The sequence below is a fragment of the Diplocloster modestus genome, assembly GCF_019042245.1.
Classification (GTDB): domain Bacteria; phylum Bacillota; class Clostridia; order Lachnospirales; family Lachnospiraceae; genus Diplocloster; species Diplocloster modestus.
This window is the reverse complement of record NZ_JAHQCX010000018.1, coordinates 93293-115685: the sequence shown is the minus strand read 5'-3', so window position 1 is coordinate 115685 and position 22393 is coordinate 93293. Positions and strand designations below refer to the sequence as shown.

The window sequence follows — 22393 nt, the reverse complement described above, 5'->3', positions numbered from 1 at the left end:
AAGGATAGCGAGGGATTCACATGGAAAGAGATATGACCAAGGGGAGCCCGATGAAGCTGATTTTATGGTTTACGGTTCCTCTTTTAATTGGAAATGTATTTCAGCAGTTGTATAATATGGTTGACACCATAATCGTGGGCCGGTATGTGGGGGTCCAGGCTTTGGCAGCCGTGGGGTCCACAGGGACGATTATGTTTTTAATCCAGGGATTTATGCTTGGGCTGACAGCGGGATTTACGGTATTAACCGCGCAGCGGTTTGGAGCAGGAGACGTGGAGGGGATGAAAAAGACCGTGGCTTCGGCCTATGTCTTATCGATCGTGATTACCATCGTGATTACGGCGATCAGTATCATCGGTATGCGCCCGCTCCTGGAATTAATGAATACGCCGGAAGATATCATTCAGGATGCCTATGATTATATCGTGGTTATCTGCGCCGGTACAGGAGCGGTTGTGCTATATAATCTGCTGGCCAGCATTATGCGTGCAGTGGGTGACAGTAAGACGCCCCTATACTTTCTCATTATTTCGGCGGTACTGAATATTTTTCTGGATCTGCTGTTTATTATTGTTTTTTACATGGGAGTTAAGGGAGCGGCTTACGCCACCATTTTGTCACAGGGAATCGCCGGTGTGCTTTGTCTCATCTATATGTTTAAAAAGTTTCCGAATCTTCGGATACATAGGGAACACTGGCGTCTGGAGAAGAACTGTGTGAAATATCAGATTTCCCTGGGCCTTCCGATGGCGCTGCAGTTTTCGATAACAGCCGTAGGCGCAATCATTCTGCAGAGCGCGCTAAATGTGTTCGGTTCAACCGTGGTAGCTGCCTATACTGCAGCCAATAAGATGGAACAGCTGGTAGTGCAGGCGCTCCCCTCACTCGGTGTGACCGTATCCACCTTCTGTGCCCAGAACCTGGGCGCGGGCCATATTCCCAGAATCAGGGAAGGGATAAAGAAAAGTGTGATGCTGTCCTTTGTGTTCGGTTTCTTCGCTATGGCGATTATGCTGTTGGCCGGTAATTGGCTGGTCCGCCTGTTCATAACGGATCCGACCGATGAAATCCTGCACTACGCCGGAATTTATCTGGTGGCAAATGGCGTATTTGAATGGCTGCTGGGACTGTTGTTTGTATATCGGAACGCACTGCAGGGGATGGGACGCGGCGTAGTTCCCCTGATCGCCGGCGGCTGTGAGCTTTTCGCCCGTGTAGTCGTGGCATTCGTGGGGAAAGGGATTGGCAGCTATATGGTGATCTGCCTGGCCAGCCCGTTTGCGTGGCTCTGTGCATCGGTACCTCTTATCATCGCCTATTATTCCTTAATAAAAGATTTTATGGGGCGCTGGAAGGAAAGGCAGTTGGAAAATGAGCAGGAACAGGTGCTGGCTGCTGCGGAAAATTAAACAGTCCGGTTGATCCGGAAAATGAATCAGTCCGGTTGATCTGTAGGATTAGAAGTGAAGAGAAAGGCCGCTGCAAAAAGGAGGGGGAAATATCCTTTTTGCAGCGGTCTGTTTTAGTTAAAATTTGTTTTTAATCAGAAATAATAATTATACGGAACAGTATCCCATTCATGCATGCCCTTCGGGCGGGTTTGCAGCATTCGCTGCTCGATAATGTATACTTTACAGCATCCCTTAATGCATGCCCTTCGGGCGGGTTCGCAGCATTCGCTGCTCAATAATGTATAGTTTAGTAAGTAAATAACTGAGTCCAGTAATTCGTACCGGAACCGTTCTGATAGTAACCAACACCGATGGAGGTGTAGTTTTTATTTAAAATATTCGCGCGGTGTCCATCGGAGTTCATCCATCCGGTTACCACTTCCTGTGGACTTCTCTGACCCCACGCAATATTTTCACCTGCGCCGCGGAAGCTGATTCCGGCTTCGCTCAGAACAGAGCTGAAGGAAGAACCATTGGGTCTGGTATGTGAGAAGGAAGTCTCGATTTCTCTGGCCCGGGTCTGCGCTGCGGAGGAGATATTCAGATCAAAGGTAAGCGGCGCCAGTCCCACCTTGGCTCTTTCTTCATTTACCAGATCTGCGACCTGTTTTGCATAGCTGTTTTCAGAAGGAGTCTCATCGGGGGATTCGGTACCGGGCTGATCGGTCTGCGGAGGAGTGATCTCGGGTTTATCCGTCTCAGGTTTATCTGTCTCGGGCTTGTCCGGATTGGGCATGTCAACACCGGGGAAATTGAAGTCCGGACAGTTATTCCAGTCAATCTGGATACCCATATCTTTTAATTGTTGTTTTAAATCTTCCAGGCTCGTTCCCGTAACCTGCTGGACGATGGGACAATCTTTTGTTCCGGGCTGGTTGCAGATTTTATTTAAATCAGCGGTGGGCATTCCACCGGTTGCAGAAGAGCCTGCGATTGTAGTTGCCAGAAGCATAGCTGCCATTTGATACATATGTAGTACCTCTCTTTCTTATAAATATTACATAATTGTTACATATTTGTTACAAAAAGATAATAACATAAAATAGAAAGGGAGCCAATGGTAGTTTCTGGGAGGTAAATCACGGCTTACAATTCTGACAGGGTTCGTATCCTTCATCCAGCGCTTCATCCCGACTGTTAAAATATAACCGGTTCTTTTCAGCAGGAAGGGAAGGACATGCGTCGGTGTGAAACTTTTTTGAATTTACATTACCAATATAGGAAGATTCGGGGAGATCATAAAGACCATTGGTATCATCGACGTGGTCCCTGTCGCTCTTGATACCCTGCTGGTCAAAGGTGATGTCGGTTCCGTTACTGGATGCGATGATGGTTCCCATGGTGTCGGTGCGGTATATGGTGGCGCCTACGTCCCGGAATCGGCTGAGAGCGGCTTCGTGCGGATGACCGTAGGAATTATCCCTGCCGCAGGAAATTACGGCGTTGGGGGGATTCACGGCTCTCAGGAACACATAGGAGTTGGAATATTCGCTGCCGTGATGGCCGGCCTGAAATACATCTGCTTGAAGGGACAGCCCACCCTCCACAAGATCTTTTTCCGGCGCCTGACCTGCGTCTCCGGTAAATAAGAAGCGGTTATCTGCGTGGGTTACTGTTAAGATCAGGGAATTGTCATTCGTATCTTCATAGTCGGTTCCTGTCTGCAGAAATTCCAGCCGGCAGTCTCCGAAGGTAAAGGTATCGTGCTGGGAGGGATGAATGGGGGTAAGCCCCTTTTGGTTTGCGGTGTTGACCAAATCCTTGTATACTTTTGAATCAGGGGTATCCGTATTCATATAGACGGTATCTGTAGGTATATTTTCCAGGATATCGGCTCCCGATCCAATGTGATCTTCATGGGGATGGGTAAATATTACGGCATCCAGAGAGTCAATGGAAAGGGATTCCAGGTATTGAAGGATGGTTTGGGCATCGTCTCTGTTGCCGGCGTCTATCATGACGGCGGCGTCCTGTGTGATAAGAAGAGTGCAGTCTGCCTGCCCTACGTCCAGATAGTGGACTTCCAATGTTCCGGAGGGGACCGTTGAGGCGGCGGATGAACCGGTTGGTGAGGCGGCGGTGCCGCTGCAGCCTGTCAGGAGCAGAAATGCGGTGAAAAGGGCGGATATACAGGAAAGGACCTGGGAGTGTTTCCGCCGGTTTTGATTTTGTAAATGGGTTTGATGATTCATGATATCCTCCTTGTGTGCGTTTTCTGCACATATAGGTAAGGTGAACATTTTGTTCAACCTTCGATGTCTCTTCGTTTTTGTAGTAGTTTTTTACGGTTTGGCAGTTGATGGTGGATCATTATTTTTCAGGAAGATCTGAATGTGGAAAACCTGATTTTTTGGTATGATTTCCATAACCCCGTCGTATTTGCTTACTCTTTCCTGAATAGTATTTAATCCATATCCGTGGTTGGAGGCGTTGGGTTTGGTAGTGCGATAGAGATTTCCTTTTGGCAGCAGCTTTCCGATGTAATGATTTCGGCAGGAGATTATGGTTATTTCTGCCGTCGCTTTGATTTCGAAGAGAATGAAGCGGTCGTCTGTGCTATCCTTTTTCAGGGCTTCCAGGGCATTGGTCAGAATATTACCGATGATAACGGAAATGTCGTCGTCTTCCATCGGAATGTAATTGACATATACTTCCGGCTCAAATTTGTAATTTAATAGTTTGCATTTGGCCTGGATGTCGGATAGGATCGCGGATACTACCGGAAGGCCTTCTATGTATATGATGTTTCGGTAACTGAGATGGCCGATGTTGGTCTGCAGATAGTCTCGGGCTTTCATGGTCTGACCTTGTGTAAGATAGGTGTCGATGACTTGGGCATGGTATCGCATGTCGTGGCGGAATTTCCGGATTTCTTCAGTGTTGCCGGCCAGGTTTCTGTAGTATTCGGACATACGCTCGGAGTTTAGGGCGTTTATTTCGGTTTCGTGCATTTTTAGTAGTTGGGCCTGGAGGCGGTTGAAGAGTAATAAAGTAATCATTATGACTAAGAAATTAGCGATAATAATTATTAATATTAAAGTTTCGAAAGATTCTTTTGAATAATCAGCCTTAGCATAGAAATCAAAAGTTGAAAGTAATACTGTAATATTTAAAAACATTAATATAAGAACGGTGAATATGTAATTTTTGTTGTTTAAACACCTATTTTTTAATCTTGATAATATCAAATTCAATACAACTATTACTACTATATAGTCTATAAACTTTTGTAAATATATGTATATAATGTTATTTGATAAAACTATATAGGACCATTTCATAAAAAATTCTAAAGAAAAATTTACAATAGACATAATAACATTGATTGCTAATATCGTTAATATTAGTAGTTTTATTTTATATAAAATACTACCTTTAAAATAATAAAATAGATAAATAGTGAAGATGAATACTGTCAAAATATCAACTAAATAAGATGCATTCAAGAAGATATTTATTATAACCAATAATACAATGGTTAAACCGAACAATATGTATGATTTGAGTTTCGTAAATTTAGGTAACATAAAAGTATCGGCTACAATAAACAAAAGCAGGAAGTCTAAAATAGCACTTAATATAAGAGTTAAATATTCAATCCAATACACATCATTTTCCCCTTTAATTTTTTAAATATTATAACATAGAAATTGTCAATATATATAAAAAGGTTATTTAAACCTTTAATAATTCGAATAAATACTTAATTTATAGAATTCCTTAAAAGTGCATGATATATTAGCAAAAAAGGAGGCGTAAAAGATGATAAACAAAAAGGATTTTAAAGAATTAGAAAACAAAAAGTTTACTGTTTTAAGTGAAAATGAAACTATTGAAATTTCAGGTGGTGGAGCATTCGATATTTTGATTGATATCATAAATCACTTCAGGAAATAATTCTAAATTTTAGTCCCAAAAGTAGAGTATATTTACTTTAGGGACTAAAAATTTATAAAGAATATATATAACTCCGACAATTATTACTCATTTATGAACAATAGTTTTTACCTAAAAAAGTAACGTTAAGAATTATAGAGACTGTTTATGTGAAATAAATTATTCATTTTAATTAAAATATATTTGGATTACTACTGAATATAACAAAGCCAACTTCTAAATTTTGCTCCCATGTCTCGAAAGTATCCGCTGCAAACAATACTTTCGGGACATTTTTTTGCAGAAAAACAAAGATATCCGAAAAAGGAGCAAAGTGGACGGCGAGAAGCCGGCATCCTGGGACAGGCACCTTGCGCCTTTTGTATCTGCCGTTAGGGTCATCTGACGCAAGGAGCCAGTCCCCTCCCTAATTTTCCGCTTGCACCGGGGGGTTCCCGTGTTATAATGATGCATAGAATTAGAAAATATTGGGGGAGCGGCAGGGATGGTATACAGAATAGCTGTTTGCGATGATTCTGAGATTCATAATATGGAAATTTTGAAGCTGATTAAGGAATTTTCACTGGGGAAGGATATTAAGACGCAGATCGATATTTTCCATGACGGTTTAGAATTTATCTCGGCGGCGATGCAGGTGAAGTATGACGTGGCTTTGCTGGATGTCGATATGCCCAGAATGAATGGAATCGGTGCGGCCAAGATTGTCCGGAAGAAGGATCCGAATCTGGTGATTATATTTGTTACAAATTACGAAGGTTTTACATACGATGCCTGTGAGGTAGAAGCGATCGGCTATATCCTGAAACCGGTGCAAAAGGATAAACTGTTCAGAATTATGGGGAGGGCTTATTCTATTGTGCACGATATCAGGACCAGCCATAAGGAGAATCTGATTACGATTACAACACAGTATGAAAACGTTCAAATAGATATGAATAAGATCGTCCGCCTTTCCAAATTCCGCAATACGATTCAGATCCTGATGGTATCCGGTAAGGAATATATCTGGTATCAGACGATGAAATACGCACAGCAGATTTTGGATGAGAGGTATTTTGTGGAGGTCTATAGAGGAATTATCGTGAATACCCGGTTTATTAAGAATATAGCGGACGAATGGATTGAGTTGGAGTTTAATAAACAAAGGGAGAATGTACCTGTTAGTAAAAGAAAATCAGCGGAAGTAAAGAAACTGTATTATAAGAGAAAGGCTTACATCTAAGATATCATGAACCTGTAAATATAATAGGAAATGATTTCAGAATTAAAATAGCCATAATACATATTGTAATAAGAAAGTCAGAATTTGTATAAAATGTACAAAATTTGAGGTTGTTGTTAAAAAAATAGCTTTTAGCCACTCTTTTTCGACATTATATCCCCGGTTAGTTAGCAGCGCTTGTCGAAACATGTAAAATGACACAAAAGGATAATGTAGAAGAGGTTTGGGGTATGAGATATAATTTTGTCAAACAACTGGACAGCACGGATTGTGCTGCCGCTTGTCTCGCCATGATATGCCTGTATTACAAAAAAGAAACCACAGTGACGAAGCTGCGGGATCTCATGGGTACGGATATCAAGGGAACGAACCTGATCGGTTTGAGTAAAGCGGCAAAGGAGCTGGGCTTCGCAAGCCAGGCGGTAAGAGTGGAAGAAGGGGGATTCTTCGTGCCGTTTACTCTGCCCTGTATTGCCCATGTGATGACGAAGGAAGGCATTTATCACTTTGTAGTCGTATTTAAAAAATCTAAAACGGAAGTAGTGATCGGGGACCCGGCAAAAGATCTGATGCGTATGCCGGTAGCTGAGTTTCTGGAGATGTTTACGGGGAACATGCTGCTGATCAAGCCGGCGGAAGGTTTCTCGGGCGGGAAGGAGAAGGGAAGCAGTCTGTGGTCTCGTTTCCTGAAGCTTTTACTGCCTCAGAAAAAATTATTTCTCTATTCTATATTGGCCTCTTTTGTAATTACTGTCTTAGGTATTATATCTTCACTATTTAATAAAATATTGCTGGATGAGATCCTTCCCTATGAACTGGATCAGTCCCTGGTGATCCTGGTTCTGATCTTTATCACGCTGCAGTTCACGCAGGTGGCTGTCAGTTTTATCAGGGAATGGATGATGATCTATCTGTCGCAGAAAATTGATATCCCATTGATTCTGGGATATTTTCAGCATGTCTATAAACTGCCGATGAAGTTCTTCGCGGCACGCCGGACCGGTGATATCATTACCAGGTTCAATGATGCCTTTACCATTAAAAATATGTTTACCAATGTGGCGCTGACGCTGATCATGGATATTTCGCTGGCAGTGATTACCGGTATCATCCTTTATTTTATGAACCCGGAACTGTTTTTCCTGATTGCGCTTCTTGTGTTGATTGAACTTATGCTGGTGGTCTTATTTAAGGAACCGTACCGCAGGATCAATGAGGAGCAGATGCAGCAGGTTTCCGTATTGAATTCCCAGATTATCGAGGGACTGCAGGCCGTCGAGACCATTAAGGGGAACGCTACGGAGGATCTGGAGCTTCAACAGGTGGAACGGGAATATATAAAGACACTTAGAATGAATAAGAAGGAAAATATGCTTTCCAATGTACAGGAGCATGTGTCTTTGCTGATTATTTCCGTTGGGAATCTCTTACTTATGTATTTCGGTGGAAAAATGGTAATTCAGGGAGGGCTGACGCTGGGATCTTTAATGGCATTTGGAACATTAGCGGTGTATTTTATGGATCCCATTAACCGGTTGGCTAAACTTCAGCTGCAGATTCAGGAAGCTTCGATTTCTATGCGGCGTGTGGCTGAAATTATGGACTGCGACAGGGAACAGGAAGACGGTTACTTTCAGGATTTGAAAACCGTGGAAGGGGATATTTGTGTGAATCATCTCACATTTCGGTATGGAAACCGAAAACCTGTGCTCAAGGATGTGTCCTTCCATATAGGAAAAGGTCAAAAGGTGGCTGTAGTTGGCAGCAGCGGAAGCGGTAAGTCCACCATTGCCAAGCTTCTGCTCAAATATTACGAGCCAGAGGAAGGAGATATCCGAATTGATGGAATGGATTTGCGTGAGATACGTGTCGAAACATTACGAAAGCTTGTGTCTTATGTACCCCAACAGTTATCCCTCTTCTCCAGGAGTGTATTTGATAATATTCGTGTGACGAAGATGGACGCGACCAGGGAAGAGGTGAAGGCCGCGGCAAAAAAGGCGGATGCAGATGGATTCATCAGCAAGCTGCCGTTACAGTATGATACTTATCTGGAAGAGGCCGGAAATGGTCTGAGCGGCGGGGAAAAACAGAGGCTTGCTCTGGCCAGGGCTTTTTTAAAGGACAGCAATTTTTATATTATGGATGAAGCTACCAGCAATCTGGATTTTGGCGCGGAAAGCCTGATCTTTGATATGATTTACAACAAGTTTAAAGAAAAATCCATGCTGATCATCGCACATCGGCTGGCTACGATTAAAGATTGTGACCAGATTCTGGTGATGGACGAAGGCAGTATCATAGAGCGGGGGACCCACGATGAACTGCTTGAGAGAAGAGGGCGGTATTACGAACTCTGGAATATGCAGCAGGGAATCTTTAAAGGAGCTGGTGCGGATGAGTAGACAAGTACGGACAATGAAGGATTTAACAGACAGCGCCATGTTATATCAGGCAAAATTCCCCCGGTTCGGATATATGCTGATTGTGGTGGTGATGGCTGCTCTGGCGGTTACGGGGATCTGGATGGCCGTATTCCCCCGGATGCTGGTAATCAACGGGGAAGGTATCGTCCAGGGGGCAAATAAGACATACATACTGGCCCAGGAATATGGGGAAATGGCAAATCTTCTGGTAAAAGAGGGGAGTTATGTAGACCGGGGAGATGCGTTGTTTTACCTGAAAGATAAAACGGAACCACAGCGGGCGCTGGAATCGGGTATTATCCATCTGAATAAGGATTATCAGACGGGGTCTCAGATTCTCAAAGGGGAAGAGCTGGGCAGCATTAATAATGAAAGAGACAGTTATGTGATCGTGAGCCGGATCGGGGCCAAGGACAGACCCAGGATTCAAAAAGGGGACGAGGTACAGATCATTGTGAAGGGGCTGTCTCAGAGCACTTACGGTTGTCTTTATGGAGCGGTCGAGTCCATAGACAGCGATGCTACGATCGACTACCAGACGGCCAGCGCTTTTTTTAGAATCCATATCATACCCGATCGCTACTATCTTCTAAGTAATGCGGGTGAAAAAGTAAACCTGATGAATGGGATGCTGGTGGAAACCAGAATAAAATATGCGCAGATGAGTTATCTGGATTATCTGAAAAGCCAGCTGGGAATTCTATTTTAAATTCGTAATCAAAGAAGGTGAATCGATTGGATCATGTCATTTACAGAGAACTGAAGGATCTGAATTACCTGGACAAATATCTGCTGAAGGCTCTGAATAACAGCGGTGACACCCTGATTATCCGGGGGAAGGAATATCAGGTACGGATTGACGGATCCGAAATCCTGAATCCCAACCATGAGGTGGACTTGAATTATCAGATTGTTGAAAATGAGAATGGATATCTGTTGGCTGTAAATGACGGCAGAGAACTGCCCGGACCAATCCATCTGCGTTTCAATAATGATCAGGAAATCCAATTGACGGATTATAATGGTTATATCTATTTGGAAGAAAAAGACCGGTATGAATTTATGAGAATGGTGGATCGGGAGAACGGAGAGATAACCATCGATGAAGGCGGAAGCTATCTGTTTTCGCAGCTGGACATGACAGAGAGTACGGTTCCCGATGTGGTGTTCGCGGGTTTGGGCGGAGCCGCGGCTGTTTTACTGCTGGTATACCTTCTGATTAAAAAGAGGTATTGGTTCTGGTAGAGTATGAAAGGGGACATGTCCAAATCGGTTTGGGACATGTCCAAACTGAAATGGACATGTCCCAAACCGATTTGGACATGTCCCCTTTTGGTCTTTTGGCGTTTTTAGTGGTTGACGGCCGCTTTCCTGACGGAGGAGTTACGGGTATGTGCGGTTTGCCTGCAGGCAGAAACCTTTATTTAATAAATAGGGGTTCAGGATTCCCTGGGTTTCATATAGCGGTAGAACTTCTTCTTTCAGAGTAATCCCCAACACATTTTTCATAAAAACTTTGCGCTTTTGAATACGGGTCCACATATCAGGATATGTCTCTTTCAGTATAAGCCGCAGGGATTCGTCGGCCAGCAGGATGCCGTCCTCGATATTGCTGGTGTAGTAGGGGATCTTCGGAGAGGGAATGATGTCCAGCTGTACAAACTGTCCGCTTTTAAATTCATGTTCGGAGCCTCTATAGATCGGGGAGTTTATCCATTCTTCCGATGACAGGCAGTGCCCTGGATTTAACACCCATCCATATATTTCTTTCGGAAAGAGTTCCTGAATCATTTCGTATATTTCTCTGCCCTTTATACCGAGGCCGATATTTTCATACCATGAAACCGCGGCGGCAAAATAGGGTTTTACGATTACTTCCATATAATCTTTGGCATTTTCCGGAAGATCTGCCGCGCTATTGGCTACATATCCGGCCCGGCAGGAGAGGGCGCCCCGCATACCCCAGCAGAATGTCATGGGATCTCCGGTTTTCAGGAGGTTGGAACTAGGGCTTACCAGGCCGGTTTTTGTGCGGGATCCTGCGGATACGTTCGTGTGACAGCTCAGTGGAAGACCGCTGGGATTCAAATAACTGCCAATTTCCAGCTCGGATCTGCCCGCAGCGATGGCTTCCATCGCATCCAGCATACCCGCGGATACTGTGGTAGACGCATATTCGAAAGCGGCTATCTGCTCCGGCTCGGCGAAGTTACGGATGCCTGTACCGGGTGCGATGAACATAGAGCTGCATCCCAGAATGGTACCGTTTGGACCCAGTACGGTCTGCAGTTGTGTCACCATGTAGTGGGGAAGATCATAATATTGTTCTGCGGCAAGCTGCTCCGGAAACAATTTCCACCCTATCACACCCACACGGTTACCGGATGCCAGCCCGCTGGCGCGAAAGCTGTCCGCCAGATCGCAGGCCTCGGACATGGGCTGTCCGGGCATGGACATTAGCTGGCATAGTATAGGGATTACTTTTATTTTCGCAATTTCCGTGAGGGGGAGGCACTCATTTCCCAGGATGGCATAGCAGGTACCGTCCCGGTGAATAACCGCGATTCCCTCTTCAAAACGTGGTTCAAACCCATACAGGTATTCAAAATTCTGGAAATGTTCCCGATCGGCGTAGATCAGCAGAGCATCCAGTCCTTTCGCATTCATGATAGGCAGCAGGGTATCCAGCCGCTTTTGATAGACGGACGCCGGTATTTCCGGCAGATCGGCCAGCCGGATCGAGTCCGGCATGGTGACCGGGCCGTAATGAATTTGATCCGGGGTGGTGATTTTCAGTTTCTGATTCATGATAATCTCCATTCCGCCGCCTTTGCCGGCAGCACAAATAGTATTGATACAGTTAGCTTGGGTATATCAATGAAGCGATGCGTCAGAAGTTGTCCTGCACCAGTCCAGAATAGTGAGCGCAATGGTTTTAGTGGCCTGAATCAGGTCTTCAACCGGACATTTTTCGTCGCTGCTGTGAGCGTCCCTGGGGTCCCCGGGACCGAAGTTTACGATGGGGATGCCGGCCTTCTCCACCCATCCCATGTCGGTGTGAAAATAGCAGCCTTCCAGTACGGGGGGAATCTTTAGTTCTTCCAGGCTGTTCTGCATGGTTTTGATAAACGGGTGCTGTGCGTCGGTTTCACCGCAGTCCGCATTAATCTGCCATTCCAGCACAGGAGGATGTTCCTTTAGCCACGGATCGGATTCACATACGCCGTGAATGAGATCCTCGATTTCTTTCATGACCAGGTGGCCGCCTCCGAATTCGTCCCGCTCCCGGGGAAGATAGGTGGCGTCGAAGTAGATCTCTGCTTTGTTGGCGTAGGTGGAGATGAATTCACCCATTACGACTTTTCCCACATAGATCTGGCAGGGCACCTTAAGTAACGGATGCGTTTTGGTGATCGTCCATTCTTCATTCAGATGATCAAAGTGATCCAGGAATATCCGTGCCTTTTTGATGGCGTCCACGGCGCCGCCGTCCCGCCAGTTCTGCCGGGGCAGTTCGATGTGGCCGCTGCGGCCCTCGACGGTTAATTTTCCCCAGATGACTCCGCGGCACAGGGGGGCGACCTTCAGTTCGGTGGCCTCGGTCATAATACAGGCGTCGGGCCGGTAGCCGCGCTCCACATATGCAAGTGTCCCGATTCCCGGGGTTTCTTCGGCCACGACAGTGGCCACCGATACATCACCGGCCAATGTGATTCCGGATCGGACGATGGCGTCTACAGCCATAGTCATGGCGGCGATACCGCCTTTCATGTCGACTGCGCCTCTTCCGTAGATATTTCCATTCTCCAGTTCACCGCTGAAGGGATCGTGTGTCCATTCGGTTCCCTTGGCAACGGTGTCGATATGCCCCATGAGGACCAGATTTTTGCCGTTTCCGGAACCCTTAACGGTAGCTACCATGTTGGGTCTGTCGGTCTCATCGAAGTCACTGGAATAGCCGGGATAGCCCTCATATTTTGCCAGGCCCTTGGTATCCGGTTCCCACATGTCGATATCGGCGCCGAGCTTTTCCATATGAGCTTTCATGACCTGCTGCACCCGGCCTTCCCTGGCCTCACCCGGGTTATCCTCAAAGTACGGATTAACGGATGGGGTTCGAATCAGCTCCTGTAAGAAACAAGTGATTTCCTCCTGGTGATCGTCGATCCATTGCATTACCTTTTGCTTATTGTCCATTGCTGTGTTCCTTTCTGATTTTTATGTTTTATGCTGATACTTTTTATCGCTGGGATACCTCTTCTGAACAGAAGCGGGAAAGCGATTCGATTTTTGCAGGAACCGGTTATGCTTCCCGTTCCTGCGCAGAACCGAAGGCGATCGCCAATATGATGATAATTCCCTGCACAATTTCCTGCTGGGCGACATTCAACCCCATAATCACCAGGCCGTTGGAGATCATGCCGATCAGAATGGATCCGACCAGAGTTCCGATGATAGAACCTTTTCCGCCGTTCATGATCGTGCCGCCCAGAACGACTCCGGCAATTACCTGAGTCTCCGCGCCCTCCCCAAAGGTACATCTGCCGGTATGCATCCGGCCTGCGTAGAGGCATCCCGCCAAACCGGCCATGGTCCCGCAGACCAGCATGACCTGGAATTTGATCTTTGCGGTGTTGATTCCGCTGTATTTTGCTGAGATCTCATTACCACCCACCGCCAATACCTGCCGGCCGTATTTCATATGGCGCAGCATGATGTGGCCCAGAATAACAGCGGTGATCATCCAGATCATCAAAATAGGGATCGGGCCGATATCGCCGGAACCAAAGATCTCATTGAACAGGTCGTTGGCGATCGGAACCGGAGAGGACTCCGTCGGAAGCAGCGCGATACCGTAGATAATACCGGACATGGCCAGTGTGGAGATAAAAGAGGGCATTTTTAACTTGGAGTATAAAAAGCCGTTGACCGCGCCAACCAAGGCTCCTGTCGCGATTCCCACCAGAAAGGCCAGAAAGACGTTGGCGCCCTGACGCATGGCAAGAGCGGTTAGCAGGCTGGACAGCCCTACGATGGAACCGATGCTCAAGTCAATGCCTCCGGTACAGATGACGAAGGTAAGGCCTACGCCCATAATGGCCAGGGCTGAGGTCTGACGGATAATGTTTAATGCGTTGCCGGGGGTAAAGAATCCTTTCCCCCTTAAAGTTATGGCAAAAAATAGGATGACTACGGCCAGTGCGACATAGATGGTGTATTCCCGGAGGAAGCGAATGACACTTGCCTTATTGATACCCTTGGATTGCATGCTGCAGCACCTCCTCACTTGTTATTTCTTTTCTCATCATTTCATTGATAACCAGGCCATCCTTGAAGATGAGGATGCGGTCGGCGATCGCCAGGAGTTCGTTCAGCTCACTGGATACGATCAGTATGGAATGTCCTTCGTCCGCCAGCTGGCGGATGATATGTATGATCTCTGTCTTGGCGCCGATATCCACACCGACGGTGGGTTCATCAAGCATCAGGATGCGGGACTGATTGGCCAGCCATTTGGAGATGACCACTTTTTGCTGGTTTCCGCCGGACAGAAGGCGGACTTTTTTATGGATGCCGTCTGTTTTGATGTTCAGAAGGGAGATTTGGTCTTTGACCCGGCGGTTTGCTTCTTTTTCACTTAGAAGAATACCTTTTTTTATACGATCCAGGATCGTAATGATGACGTTTTCTTTTACGCTGTGTTCCACGACCAGACCCTGGACTCGTCTTGACTCCGGAACCAGGGCGATTCCTTTGGCGATGGCGTCGGAGGGGGTCCGGATCACGCAGGGCTTTCCATCCACCAGAATCTCTCCGGCGTCCGGTTTCAGCAGACCAAAGATGGACAGTAGCGTCTCGGAGCGTCCGCTTCCCATCAATCCTGCGATACCCAGGATCTCGGACGGATGCAGCGCGAAGCTTATATCTTTGACCCGGTTTTTATATTTTAGATTTGCTACTTCCAGCACGGGCGGTTGGTCGATGGGATAGGTCCGGGGGATCCATTCGAATTTTTTATTCATATCGGAGCCGACAATATACTGGATCACTTGATTCATCTCTATATTTGTGCAGGCGTCATCCAGAACGATCTTCCCATCCCGGAGTACGGTGATCCGGTCACAGAGCTGATAGATCTCTTTGAGCCTGTGACTGATGAAGATAACGGATATGCCGGTCTTTACCAGACGCCGTATGATTCCGAATAAAATATCCGTTTCATGTTCGGTCAGGGCGGAGGTAGGCTCATCCATAACCAAAATCCGGACATTGGTGGAGAGGGCTTTGGCGATCTCCACGATTTGCCGGCAGCCTACGCTTAAGTCCTCTACCTTGGCTTTGGGGTTGATGTCGATTCCCAGAGTGTTCAGAATTTCCTGGGATTTTTGAATACAGAGTTCGTTATCCACAAGACCCAGTTTATTTCGTGGCTCTCTGGTGAGAAATATATTCTGGGCGACAGTCAGTGTGGATATCAGGCTGAATTCCTGGTATATCATAGCGATCCCGTGACTTCGGGCGTCCAGGACCCCATCAATGGCAATGGTTTCTCCGTCCAGACAGATTTCCCCGGAATCAGACCGGTAGACACCGTTCAGGATTTTCATCAGGGTGGATTTCCCTGCCCCGTTACCGCCCATGAGTGCGACGATTTCATTTTCGTATACTTCAAAGTTCACTTGCTCCAGTACCTGGATTCCGCTAAAGGATTTGCAGATATTTTTCATTTCCAGAACTGTGTGTTTCTTTGCAGCCATCCTGCTCACCTCTTTCATGGAAAATGGCCTGGTGTCCCCCGGCCATTTTCCGGATTGGCATTTATTGTCCTATGGCTTTTAGAATTTCTGCAGACGGTTCTTCGCCGTAACATTCTCTCCATGCATCCGCCACATTGTCGTGGGTAACCGCCAGGCCGGGAACGGCGACGAATTCCGGAGCCTGTTTTTCCAGTAATCCATAGCAGCCGAGGATACCGAGTGCTCTGGCCTGGGCCTTGATTCTCTGTGCGGCGATGCCGGTTACGATATCATTCTGTGCCAGAGCAAGCGCTACGTCTTCGCCCAGGTCGCAGCCGGTCACGACGAAATCATTGCGGCCGTTGGAGCGGGCGGCAGCGGCGATGACGATACAGGGTTCGTCGTACCATCCAAAGGAGCCTTTCAGGTTCGGATTCTTCAGCAGCATCGCATTGGTGGCGTCTTCACAGTCGGCTGCGGTCTCACAGGGAGTGGCCTCTGCAACCTTGATATTTGGATATTTGGACTCCATGGTATCCATGAAGCCGAGCTTTCTCTGCTCGACCGGATAGAGGTTCACGTTCCGGTAACACATGCCTACGTCACCTTCTTCTCCGATGGCCTGCGCCATCAGATCCGCGGTTATCACGCCGTTGCCGTAATTATCCGATGAGACACAGCTGACATAGTCCGTACCGGCTTTCATACCGTCACCGCTGGCATCCATGAATACAAGAGAGATACCGGCTTCGCTGACTTTCTGCCAGGCCTGTCTGGTGGCCACCGCATCCACCGGTTCTCCGATGATAATATCCGGTTTCATAGCCATAACAGTTTCAATATCGGAGAGCTGCTGTTCTGTGCTGAGCCCTGCATCGGTGACGGCGATTACCTTGATTCCGACTTCCTCAAGCATCTCGGTGATAAACTGGGTGTGCTTAGTGATATAGGTATCGCCACCCTGATGCCAGCAGATCGCGGCGGTGTAGTTACCCTCCTTAATTTTGGCAGCTTCTTCGGGGGTCAGCTGAAGGAGGGAAGCGGATTCAGGGGTTTCTCCGTTGGGGCCTTCCTTTGCGGCGACATCCGCGGGAAGATTATCGTCTACCCGGATGGTACCATCGGCGGTCTGGCCGTCCGCGGCAGCCGGAGCAGCCGCGGAATCGCTGGTGCTGGCGGGGGCGGCGGCAGTATCCTGCACGGCCTGCGGCGTATCTGTGGAAGCCGGAGGGGTGGAAGAGCCTTTGTTTTCAGAAGAACATCCTGTGAAACAGACCAGACCGAGGAGAACGGCTGTCATAATGATACTGGTTAATTTTTGTTTTATCATGTAATTACCTCCCATAATAGTCGGCGTAGCGACGTTTTGTTACCAAACAATTACAATTGTAAGTTTTTGCTTGATTCTGTTGTGCTTCTGGCTTGAAGTTTTGGTTTACATTTGATTAATCAAGCCTTAAACTTTAAAAACGATTCCTAGGGTTTTAACTGCGAAATGGGAATTCCTAAAAAAGAGTATAAAAATCAGTAACTATGAGCGTCCTCCTAGTTCTGTTGGCCTATCGCGGCCTGCGAAAGATACAATTGTCGTTAACTTTGTGGCTCCCTCCCTTTTCTTTCTCTGAAGAATTATTTCACGCGCTTTATTTCTCAGACATGCCTGTCTATGTAACGTAATTTATACTTTACAACATCTCTTGAAGGATACCCTGCCGGGCAGCTTCACTGCTTCACTGTAAACGGATGCTGTCCCGATTCATAAATTCCGTACTGATCTCGCTGTGCAAAGTAGTACCCACGACACCGATATTATTTACCAGCATATTTACCGCGACTCTTCCCATCTCCTGCTTGAACACCCGGATGGTGGACAGGCACGGCGAAGAGATGGCGCTGTAGGGAAGATCATCGAACCCGATCAGTGATACGTCCCTTGGTATGTGATAACCGCTTTCTTTCAAAGCCTTGATGACACCGTGAGCGATCATATCGTCTACAACAAAGTAGGCGCTGCAAAGCTTTGGTTTCGTTTCCAGATATTTCTTCATATCCAGATAAGCTTCCTCCATGGCGGGATGCAGCTCGACCGCCGGTAGTTTGGAGTTCAGGCCGGAATCTTTCAGTGCCTGGCGGTATCCCTGTTCCCGCCGGTAGAAATTGTAAATGGGCACTTTGCTGTTGATGAAGCCGATCTCCTGATGACCATTGCCGATCAGGTACCTGACTGCGTAATATACGGACTTTTCGTTTTCCGTGGAAACGGAGTGGAATGGCATAAAATCAAACCGGTTATCGATGACCACCAGCGGAGATGCTGCCTGACTGAATTTCCGGATGCTGTCATCACACATCTCCGTGGCGACCAGCAGAATACCGGATGATATATCCCGGGTGATTTCCCTTAATTCTGTTTCAAAGTTGGGCTTGCTTTCATCTAAAACATTCATTTCTAATTTCAGGCCATTTTCCCGGCAGCCGGTCTCGACGCCTTCAAATAACAATGAAAAAAACGGAGTGTCATCTAAAATATTCCCATGCTTTTTATATAAAACAAGCCTGATTTTTTTGAATTTCTTTGACTGAAAGTATCCGGAAGATCTGGCGATTTCCATAATTTTTGCGGCGGTTTCCTCGTTGACACCGGCCTTTCCGTTTAATACGTTTGACACCGTGGCTTGCGAGAAGCCAGAAATGTTACTGATTTCTTTTATACCGACTTTCATTTTCTCCACCTCTGATTTTATTATATTTTAATATAAAGTTTTTGTCAATAATAATGTAAAAATTTATATATAAATTTTTAGGAGTTTTTATCTAAAATTTTAATTAAAAACTTTAGATACATAAATGGAATAGTTTTCCATTCGGTTCATTTTATCAAATAATTCATTCATTTAAAAGGGATATTGAAGAATCCGCAGGAATGTATTGAAATAAATCGATACCTGATGGAGCAGCGATACTGCCGCCCTGCCCGAAGGGCATGCATCACGAGATGCCGGAAATGGTATACATTATTGAGCAGCGAATGCTGCGAACCCGCCCGAAGGGCATGTATTAAGGGATGCTGTAAAGTATAAATTTTTAACCGTGAAAAAGATGGCGGCAGCTAAAATTATAGAAATAGTGCCATTTTAGTGTTGTGGAAGAAACCGTATTTGTCTATAATGTAAACAAAAGAGCGGGCTGCAATCAAAAGAGCGGAATACATCCTAAGAATAAAAAGGAGGGCGGACATGAATAGCAGCATGAAAGATATGTCTGATACGGGGATCAATCCCACAGTACTGAGCCAGATTACACAATTGGCCCAAAAATATAATATTGGAAAGGTCATTTTGTTTGGCTCAAGAGCCAGAGGGGATTATAAAAGGGTGAGTGACATCGACCTGGCAGTTACCGGCGGTGATGTGATCGGCTTTACTCTGGCGGTGGATGAGGAGACGGATACCCTTCTGGAATATGATGTAGTGAATTTGGATAAAAGTGTCCAGGAAGAACTTACAGTGGAGATTCAGAAAGAGGGGAGATTGCTATATGAAAAAATACGATAATTTTTGCAGGGCATTGCAGAACTTAAGTGATGTCTTTCTATACGAGGAACCATATGATAATGTAGTTCTGACCGGGCTGGTGGCTTTGTATGAGATTTGTTTTGAACAGGCGTGGAAGGCTATGAAAGAGATACTGGAACGGTACGGATATGAGGAAAGTGCTACAGGTTCACCGCGACAGATCTTGAAAACTGCTTTTAAAGCGGGGCTGATCAAGGATGAACAGCTATGGCTGGGGGCTCTGATGAGCCGGAATAATGTAGCTCATGCTTATAATAAGTCAGTTGCGCTTGATATTTTGAAAGCGGTCAAAGCAGACTATTTTCATATGTTCGAAAACTTTCGGGAGGAAGTGAAAAAGAATTGGCAGGAGGATTTCCAAAACCTGTAACACATACAGCAACATAACAAATAAGGCATGCTTTGACAAAAAGACTCCGTATAGAGTATCATGTATAAAAAGATAAGATAGGCAGAAAAAGTGCTTTCAGGCCGCCAATCAACGATACGAGGTGCCAATGGGGAAAATATTTTATCTGATGGGAAAGAGCTCATCCGGAAAGGATACGATATACAAGGATCTGGTATCCGATGAAAAGTTACAGTTAAAAACAATTGTCCTGTACACAACCCGACCGATCCGCGAAGGCGAGACGGACGGAATAGAATATTATTTTTCCAGTGAGGAAGAGCTGGAGCATCTGCTGGCGGACGGGAAGATCATAGAGCTGCGGGCCTACAGTACGGTACACGGGGTCTGGAAATATTTTACGGTGAATGATGAACAGATCCAGCTGGCCGCGTATAATTATGCGGTAATCGGAACGCTGGTCTCCTATGAGAAAATGAGAGATTACTTTGGAGCAGGCCGGGTGATCCCGATTTATATAGAAGTGGAAGACGGCGTGCGCCTGCAGCGGGCCCTGGATCGGGAGCGCAGACAAAAGGAACCCAAATACGCGGAAATGTGCCGCCGTTTCCTGGCGGACAGTGAGGATTTCGCCGAAGATAAACTGGAAAAACTGGGAATCGGCTATCGTTTTGAGAACCAGGAACTTCCGGAGTGCATCAACCACATAAAAACTTTTATTTCAAAAGAGATTATGATATAATTAATTGCACTGGGCGCGGCCTGATCTGGATCGGGACCGCGTAATCTGAATAACCGGGAGCAATTCATTCAAAAAAGGAAAAAAGCTTATGGCAGGATTTCAGGATGTAGTTGGACATGAACAGATCATCGATCATCTCCAGCGTGCAATAGAACTAAATAAAATATCCCACGCCTATCTGTTCTGCGCGGAGGAGGGGGCGGGGAAGAAGCTGCTGGCCGGGATCTTTGCCCAGACACTGCAATGCGAGAAGGGTGGAATGAATCCGTGCATGGAATGCCATTCCTGCATCCAGGCCGCGGGAAAGAACCAGCCGGATATCATATGGGTTACCCACGAGAAGCCGAATTCCATCGGCGTGGAGGATATCCGTACCCAGGTAAACGGGGATATTCAGGTGAAACCTTACAGCAGCCCTTATAAAATATACATTATCGATGAGGCGGAGAAGATGACCGTACAGGCCCAGAACGCCTTATTGAAAACCATCGAGGAACCGCCGGGCTATGGGATTCTGATCCTGTTGGCGGAGAGCGCGGACAGGCTTTTGCCCACGATTCTGTCCAGATGCGTGACGCTGAATTTAAAACCGGTGGCGGATGAGAAGATCCGGAAGTATCTGATGGAACAATTGCAGGTGCCGGATTATAAAGCGGATCTGAGCCTTTCGTTCGCCCAGGGGAATGTGGGGCGTGCGGTAAAGCTGGCCACGTCGGAGAATTTTAATGAGATCAAGGATGCGGCACTGCATCTGCTGCAGCATATCCACGAGATGGAGCTGTACGAGATCATCAGCGCGTTAAAGCAGATCACGGATTACCGGATGGATATCAATGATTATCTGGATATTCTGATGGTATGGTACCGGGATGTGCTGCTGTTCAAGGCAACAAAAGATATGAATCCGCTGATTTTTAAGGAACATATCAACTATATACGGCAGCAGGCGGATAAGAGCTCTTATGAAGGAATCGAGACGATTCTGGAGCAGCTGGACAAGACGAAGGCCCGTCTGAAAGCCAATGTGAATTTTGAGCTGGCAATGGAATTATTGCTGCTGACGATAAAGGAGAACTGACATGAGAAATGTGATAGGCGTGAGATTTCGCAAGGCGGGCAAAGTATATTTCTTCGATCCGCTGAAGATGACCATCAAAATGGGAGATCACGTGATCGTAGAGACAGCCCGGGGTGTAGAATACGGGACAGTGGTTCTGGGGCCGAAGGAAGTGGAAGAGGAAAAAGTGGTGCAGCCGCTAAAACCTGTGATCCGGCTGGCGTCCGCCAAGGATGACGCCGCGGAGGAGCGTAACCGCAAAAAAGAAAAAGAAGCCTTCGGCATCTGCATGGAAAAAATCCGGAAGCATGGCCTGGAGATGAAACTGATCGACGTGGAATACACGTTTGATAACAATAAAGTGCTGTTTTACTTTACAGCGGATGGAAGGATCGACTTCCGGGAGCTGGTCAAGGATCTGGCCGGTGTGTTCAAGACCAGAATCGAACTGCGTCAGATCGGCGTGCGGGATGAGACCAAGATCCTGGGCGGTGTCGGTATCTGCGGAAGGGCGCTGTGCTGCAACAGCTACCTCTCAGAGTTCGTGCCGGTGTCCATCAAGATGGCCAAAGAACAGAACCTGTCGCTGAATCCCACGAAGATATCGGGCGTCTGCGGAAGGCTGATGTGCTGTCTGAAGAATGAAGAAGAGACCTACGAGGAGCTGAACAGCCGCCTGCCCAATCCCGGCGACCATGTCACTACCAATGACGGCCTGCGCGGTGAAGTGCAAAGCGTCAGTGTCCTGCGCCAGCAGGTGAAGGTGATCGTGGAGGTCAACGATGAAAAAGAAATCCGCGAGTACAAAGTAAACGAACTGAAAACGAAACCCAAGAGGAAAAAAGAGAAGATAAACATAGCAGATAAAGAACTAAAAGCCCTGGAAGCTTTGGAAAAAAAGGAAGGAAAGTCCAAACTGGATGATGATAATTGAGTT

20 protein-coding genes are annotated in these 22393 nt (G+C 46.5%); 11 read left to right on the top strand and 9 right to left on the bottom strand.

Annotation, left to right across the window (positions count from 1 at the left end; genetic code table 11):
* The first annotated feature begins 20 nt into the window (after window positions 1–20).
* A complete protein-coding gene (locus tag KTH90_RS20480) occupies window positions 21–1409 on the top strand; it encodes an MATE family efflux transporter (RefSeq protein WP_158351342.1) in 1389 nt (462 codons plus the stop codon).
* Window positions 1410–1698: 289 nt separating this feature from the next.
* On the opposite strand, the gene KTH90_RS20475 is transcribed toward KTH90_RS20480, so the two are convergent.
* The 3 genes from KTH90_RS20475 to KTH90_RS20465 all read right to left on the bottom strand — a co-directional run bounded on the left by KTH90_RS20475 (window position 1699) and on the right by KTH90_RS20465 (window position 4363).
* Complete coding sequence (locus KTH90_RS20475; protein ID WP_158351341.1) at window positions 1699–2421, bottom strand: CAP domain-containing protein; 723 nt, start codon at window positions 2419–2421, stop codon at window positions 1699–1701.
* 109 nt (window positions 2422–2530) lie between these two features.
* On the bottom strand, window positions 2531–3643 hold the full coding sequence (locus KTH90_RS20470; protein WP_238727396.1) for a ComEC/Rec2 family competence protein: 1113 nt from the start codon (window positions 3641–3643) through the stop codon (window positions 2531–2533).
* 90 nt (window positions 3644–3733) lie between these two features.
* Entirely contained in the window at window positions 3734–4363 is a 630-nt protein-coding gene (locus KTH90_RS20465; protein WP_238727395.1) for a sensor histidine kinase, read from the bottom strand.
* A gap of 850 nt (window positions 4364–5213) precedes the next feature.
* On the opposite strand from KTH90_RS20465, the gene KTH90_RS24975 reads away from it, so the two are divergent.
* From KTH90_RS24975 to KTH90_RS20445, 5 genes are all read left to right on the top strand, one after another.
* On the top strand, window positions 5214–5348 hold the full coding sequence (locus tag KTH90_RS24975; RefSeq protein WP_275061456.1) for a hypothetical protein: 135 nt from the start codon (window positions 5214–5216) through the stop codon (window positions 5346–5348).
* A 484-nt stretch (window positions 5349–5832) separates the two neighbouring features.
* Entirely contained in the window at window positions 5833–6570 is a 738-nt protein-coding gene (locus tag KTH90_RS20460; RefSeq protein ID WP_158351338.1) for a LytR/AlgR family response regulator transcription factor, read from the top strand.
* Between the two features lie 230 nt (window positions 6571–6800).
* Entirely contained in the window at window positions 6801–8975 is a 2175-nt protein-coding gene (locus KTH90_RS20455; protein WP_238727394.1) for a peptidase domain-containing ABC transporter, read from the top strand.
* The gene (locus KTH90_RS20450; protein WP_238727393.1) at window positions 8968–9705 is read left to right on the top strand and encodes an HlyD family efflux transporter periplasmic adaptor subunit; all 738 of its coding nucleotides are present in this window, start codon (window positions 8968–8970) and stop codon (window positions 9703–9705) included. Before KTH90_RS20455 ends, KTH90_RS20450 begins: the two co-directional genes overlap by 8 nt.
* 26 nt (window positions 9706–9731) lie before the next feature.
* The gene (locus KTH90_RS20445) at window positions 9732–10241 is read left to right on the top strand and encodes a hypothetical protein (RefSeq protein WP_158351335.1); all 510 of its coding nucleotides are present in this window, start codon (window positions 9732–9734) and stop codon (window positions 10239–10241) included.
* Window positions 10242–10379: 138 nt separating this feature from the next.
* Here the strand turns inward: KTH90_RS20445 and KTH90_RS20440 are convergent, their stop codons facing one another.
* From KTH90_RS20440 to KTH90_RS20415, 6 genes are all read right to left on the bottom strand, one after another.
* Complete coding sequence (locus tag KTH90_RS20440; protein ID WP_158351334.1) at window positions 10380–11804, bottom strand: aminopeptidase P family N-terminal domain-containing protein; 1425 nt, start codon at window positions 11802–11804, stop codon at window positions 10380–10382.
* A 66-nt stretch (window positions 11805–11870) separates the two neighbouring features.
* The gene (locus KTH90_RS20435; RefSeq protein ID WP_158351333.1) at window positions 11871–13193 is read right to left on the bottom strand and encodes an ArgE/DapE family deacylase; all 1323 of its coding nucleotides are present in this window, start codon (window positions 13191–13193) and stop codon (window positions 11871–11873) included.
* Between the two features lie 106 nt (window positions 13194–13299).
* Entirely contained in the window at window positions 13300–14265 is a 966-nt protein-coding gene (locus KTH90_RS20430; RefSeq protein ID WP_238727392.1) for an ABC transporter permease, read from the bottom strand.
* Window positions 14243–15754, bottom strand: coding sequence for a sugar ABC transporter ATP-binding protein (locus KTH90_RS20425; protein WP_238727391.1), 1512 nt, complete (start codon window positions 15752–15754; stop codon window positions 14243–14245). Before KTH90_RS20425 ends, KTH90_RS20430 begins: the two co-directional genes overlap by 23 nt.
* 61 nt (window positions 15755–15815) lie before the next feature.
* Window positions 15816–17063: a substrate-binding domain-containing protein gene (locus tag KTH90_RS20420; RefSeq protein ID WP_238727390.1), complete on the bottom strand. Its 1248-nt coding sequence runs from the start codon at window positions 17061–17063 to the stop codon at window positions 15816–15818.
* A 400-nt stretch (window positions 17064–17463) separates the two neighbouring features.
* Window positions 17464–18456 (bottom strand): LacI family DNA-binding transcriptional regulator, encoded by a 993-nt coding sequence (locus tag KTH90_RS20415; protein WP_238727389.1) that lies wholly within the window; start codon window positions 18454–18456, stop codon window positions 17464–17466.
* Between the two features lie 513 nt (window positions 18457–18969).
* On the opposite strand from KTH90_RS20415, the gene KTH90_RS20410 reads away from it, so the two are divergent.
* The 5 genes from KTH90_RS20410 to KTH90_RS20390 all read left to right on the top strand — a co-directional run bounded on the left by KTH90_RS20410 (window position 18970) and on the right by KTH90_RS20390 (window position 22390).
* Window positions 18970–19287 carry a nucleotidyltransferase domain-containing protein gene (locus KTH90_RS20410; protein ID WP_238727388.1) on the top strand — a complete coding sequence of 106 codons (318 nt, stop codon included), beginning with the start codon at window positions 18970–18972 and terminating at the stop codon, window positions 19285–19287.
* Entirely contained in the window at window positions 19271–19678 is a 408-nt protein-coding gene (locus KTH90_RS20405; protein WP_158351328.1) for an HI0074 family nucleotidyltransferase substrate-binding subunit, read from the top strand. Before KTH90_RS20410 ends, KTH90_RS20405 begins: the two co-directional genes overlap by 17 nt.
* Window positions 19679–19805: 127 nt before the next feature.
* Entirely contained in the window at window positions 19806–20399 is a 594-nt protein-coding gene (locus KTH90_RS20400; RefSeq protein ID WP_238727387.1) for a nucleoside/nucleotide kinase family protein, read from the top strand.
* An 88-nt stretch (window positions 20400–20487) separates the two neighbouring features.
* Window positions 20488–21477 (top strand): DNA polymerase III subunit delta', encoded by a 990-nt coding sequence (gene holB / locus KTH90_RS20395; RefSeq protein ID WP_158351326.1) that lies wholly within the window; start codon window positions 20488–20490, stop codon window positions 21475–21477.
* 1 nt (window position 21478) lies between these two features.
* A complete protein-coding gene (locus KTH90_RS20390; protein WP_158351325.1) occupies window positions 21479–22390 on the top strand; it encodes a PSP1 domain-containing protein in 912 nt (303 codons plus the stop codon).
* The last annotated feature ends 3 nt before the right edge of the window (window positions 22391–22393 follow it).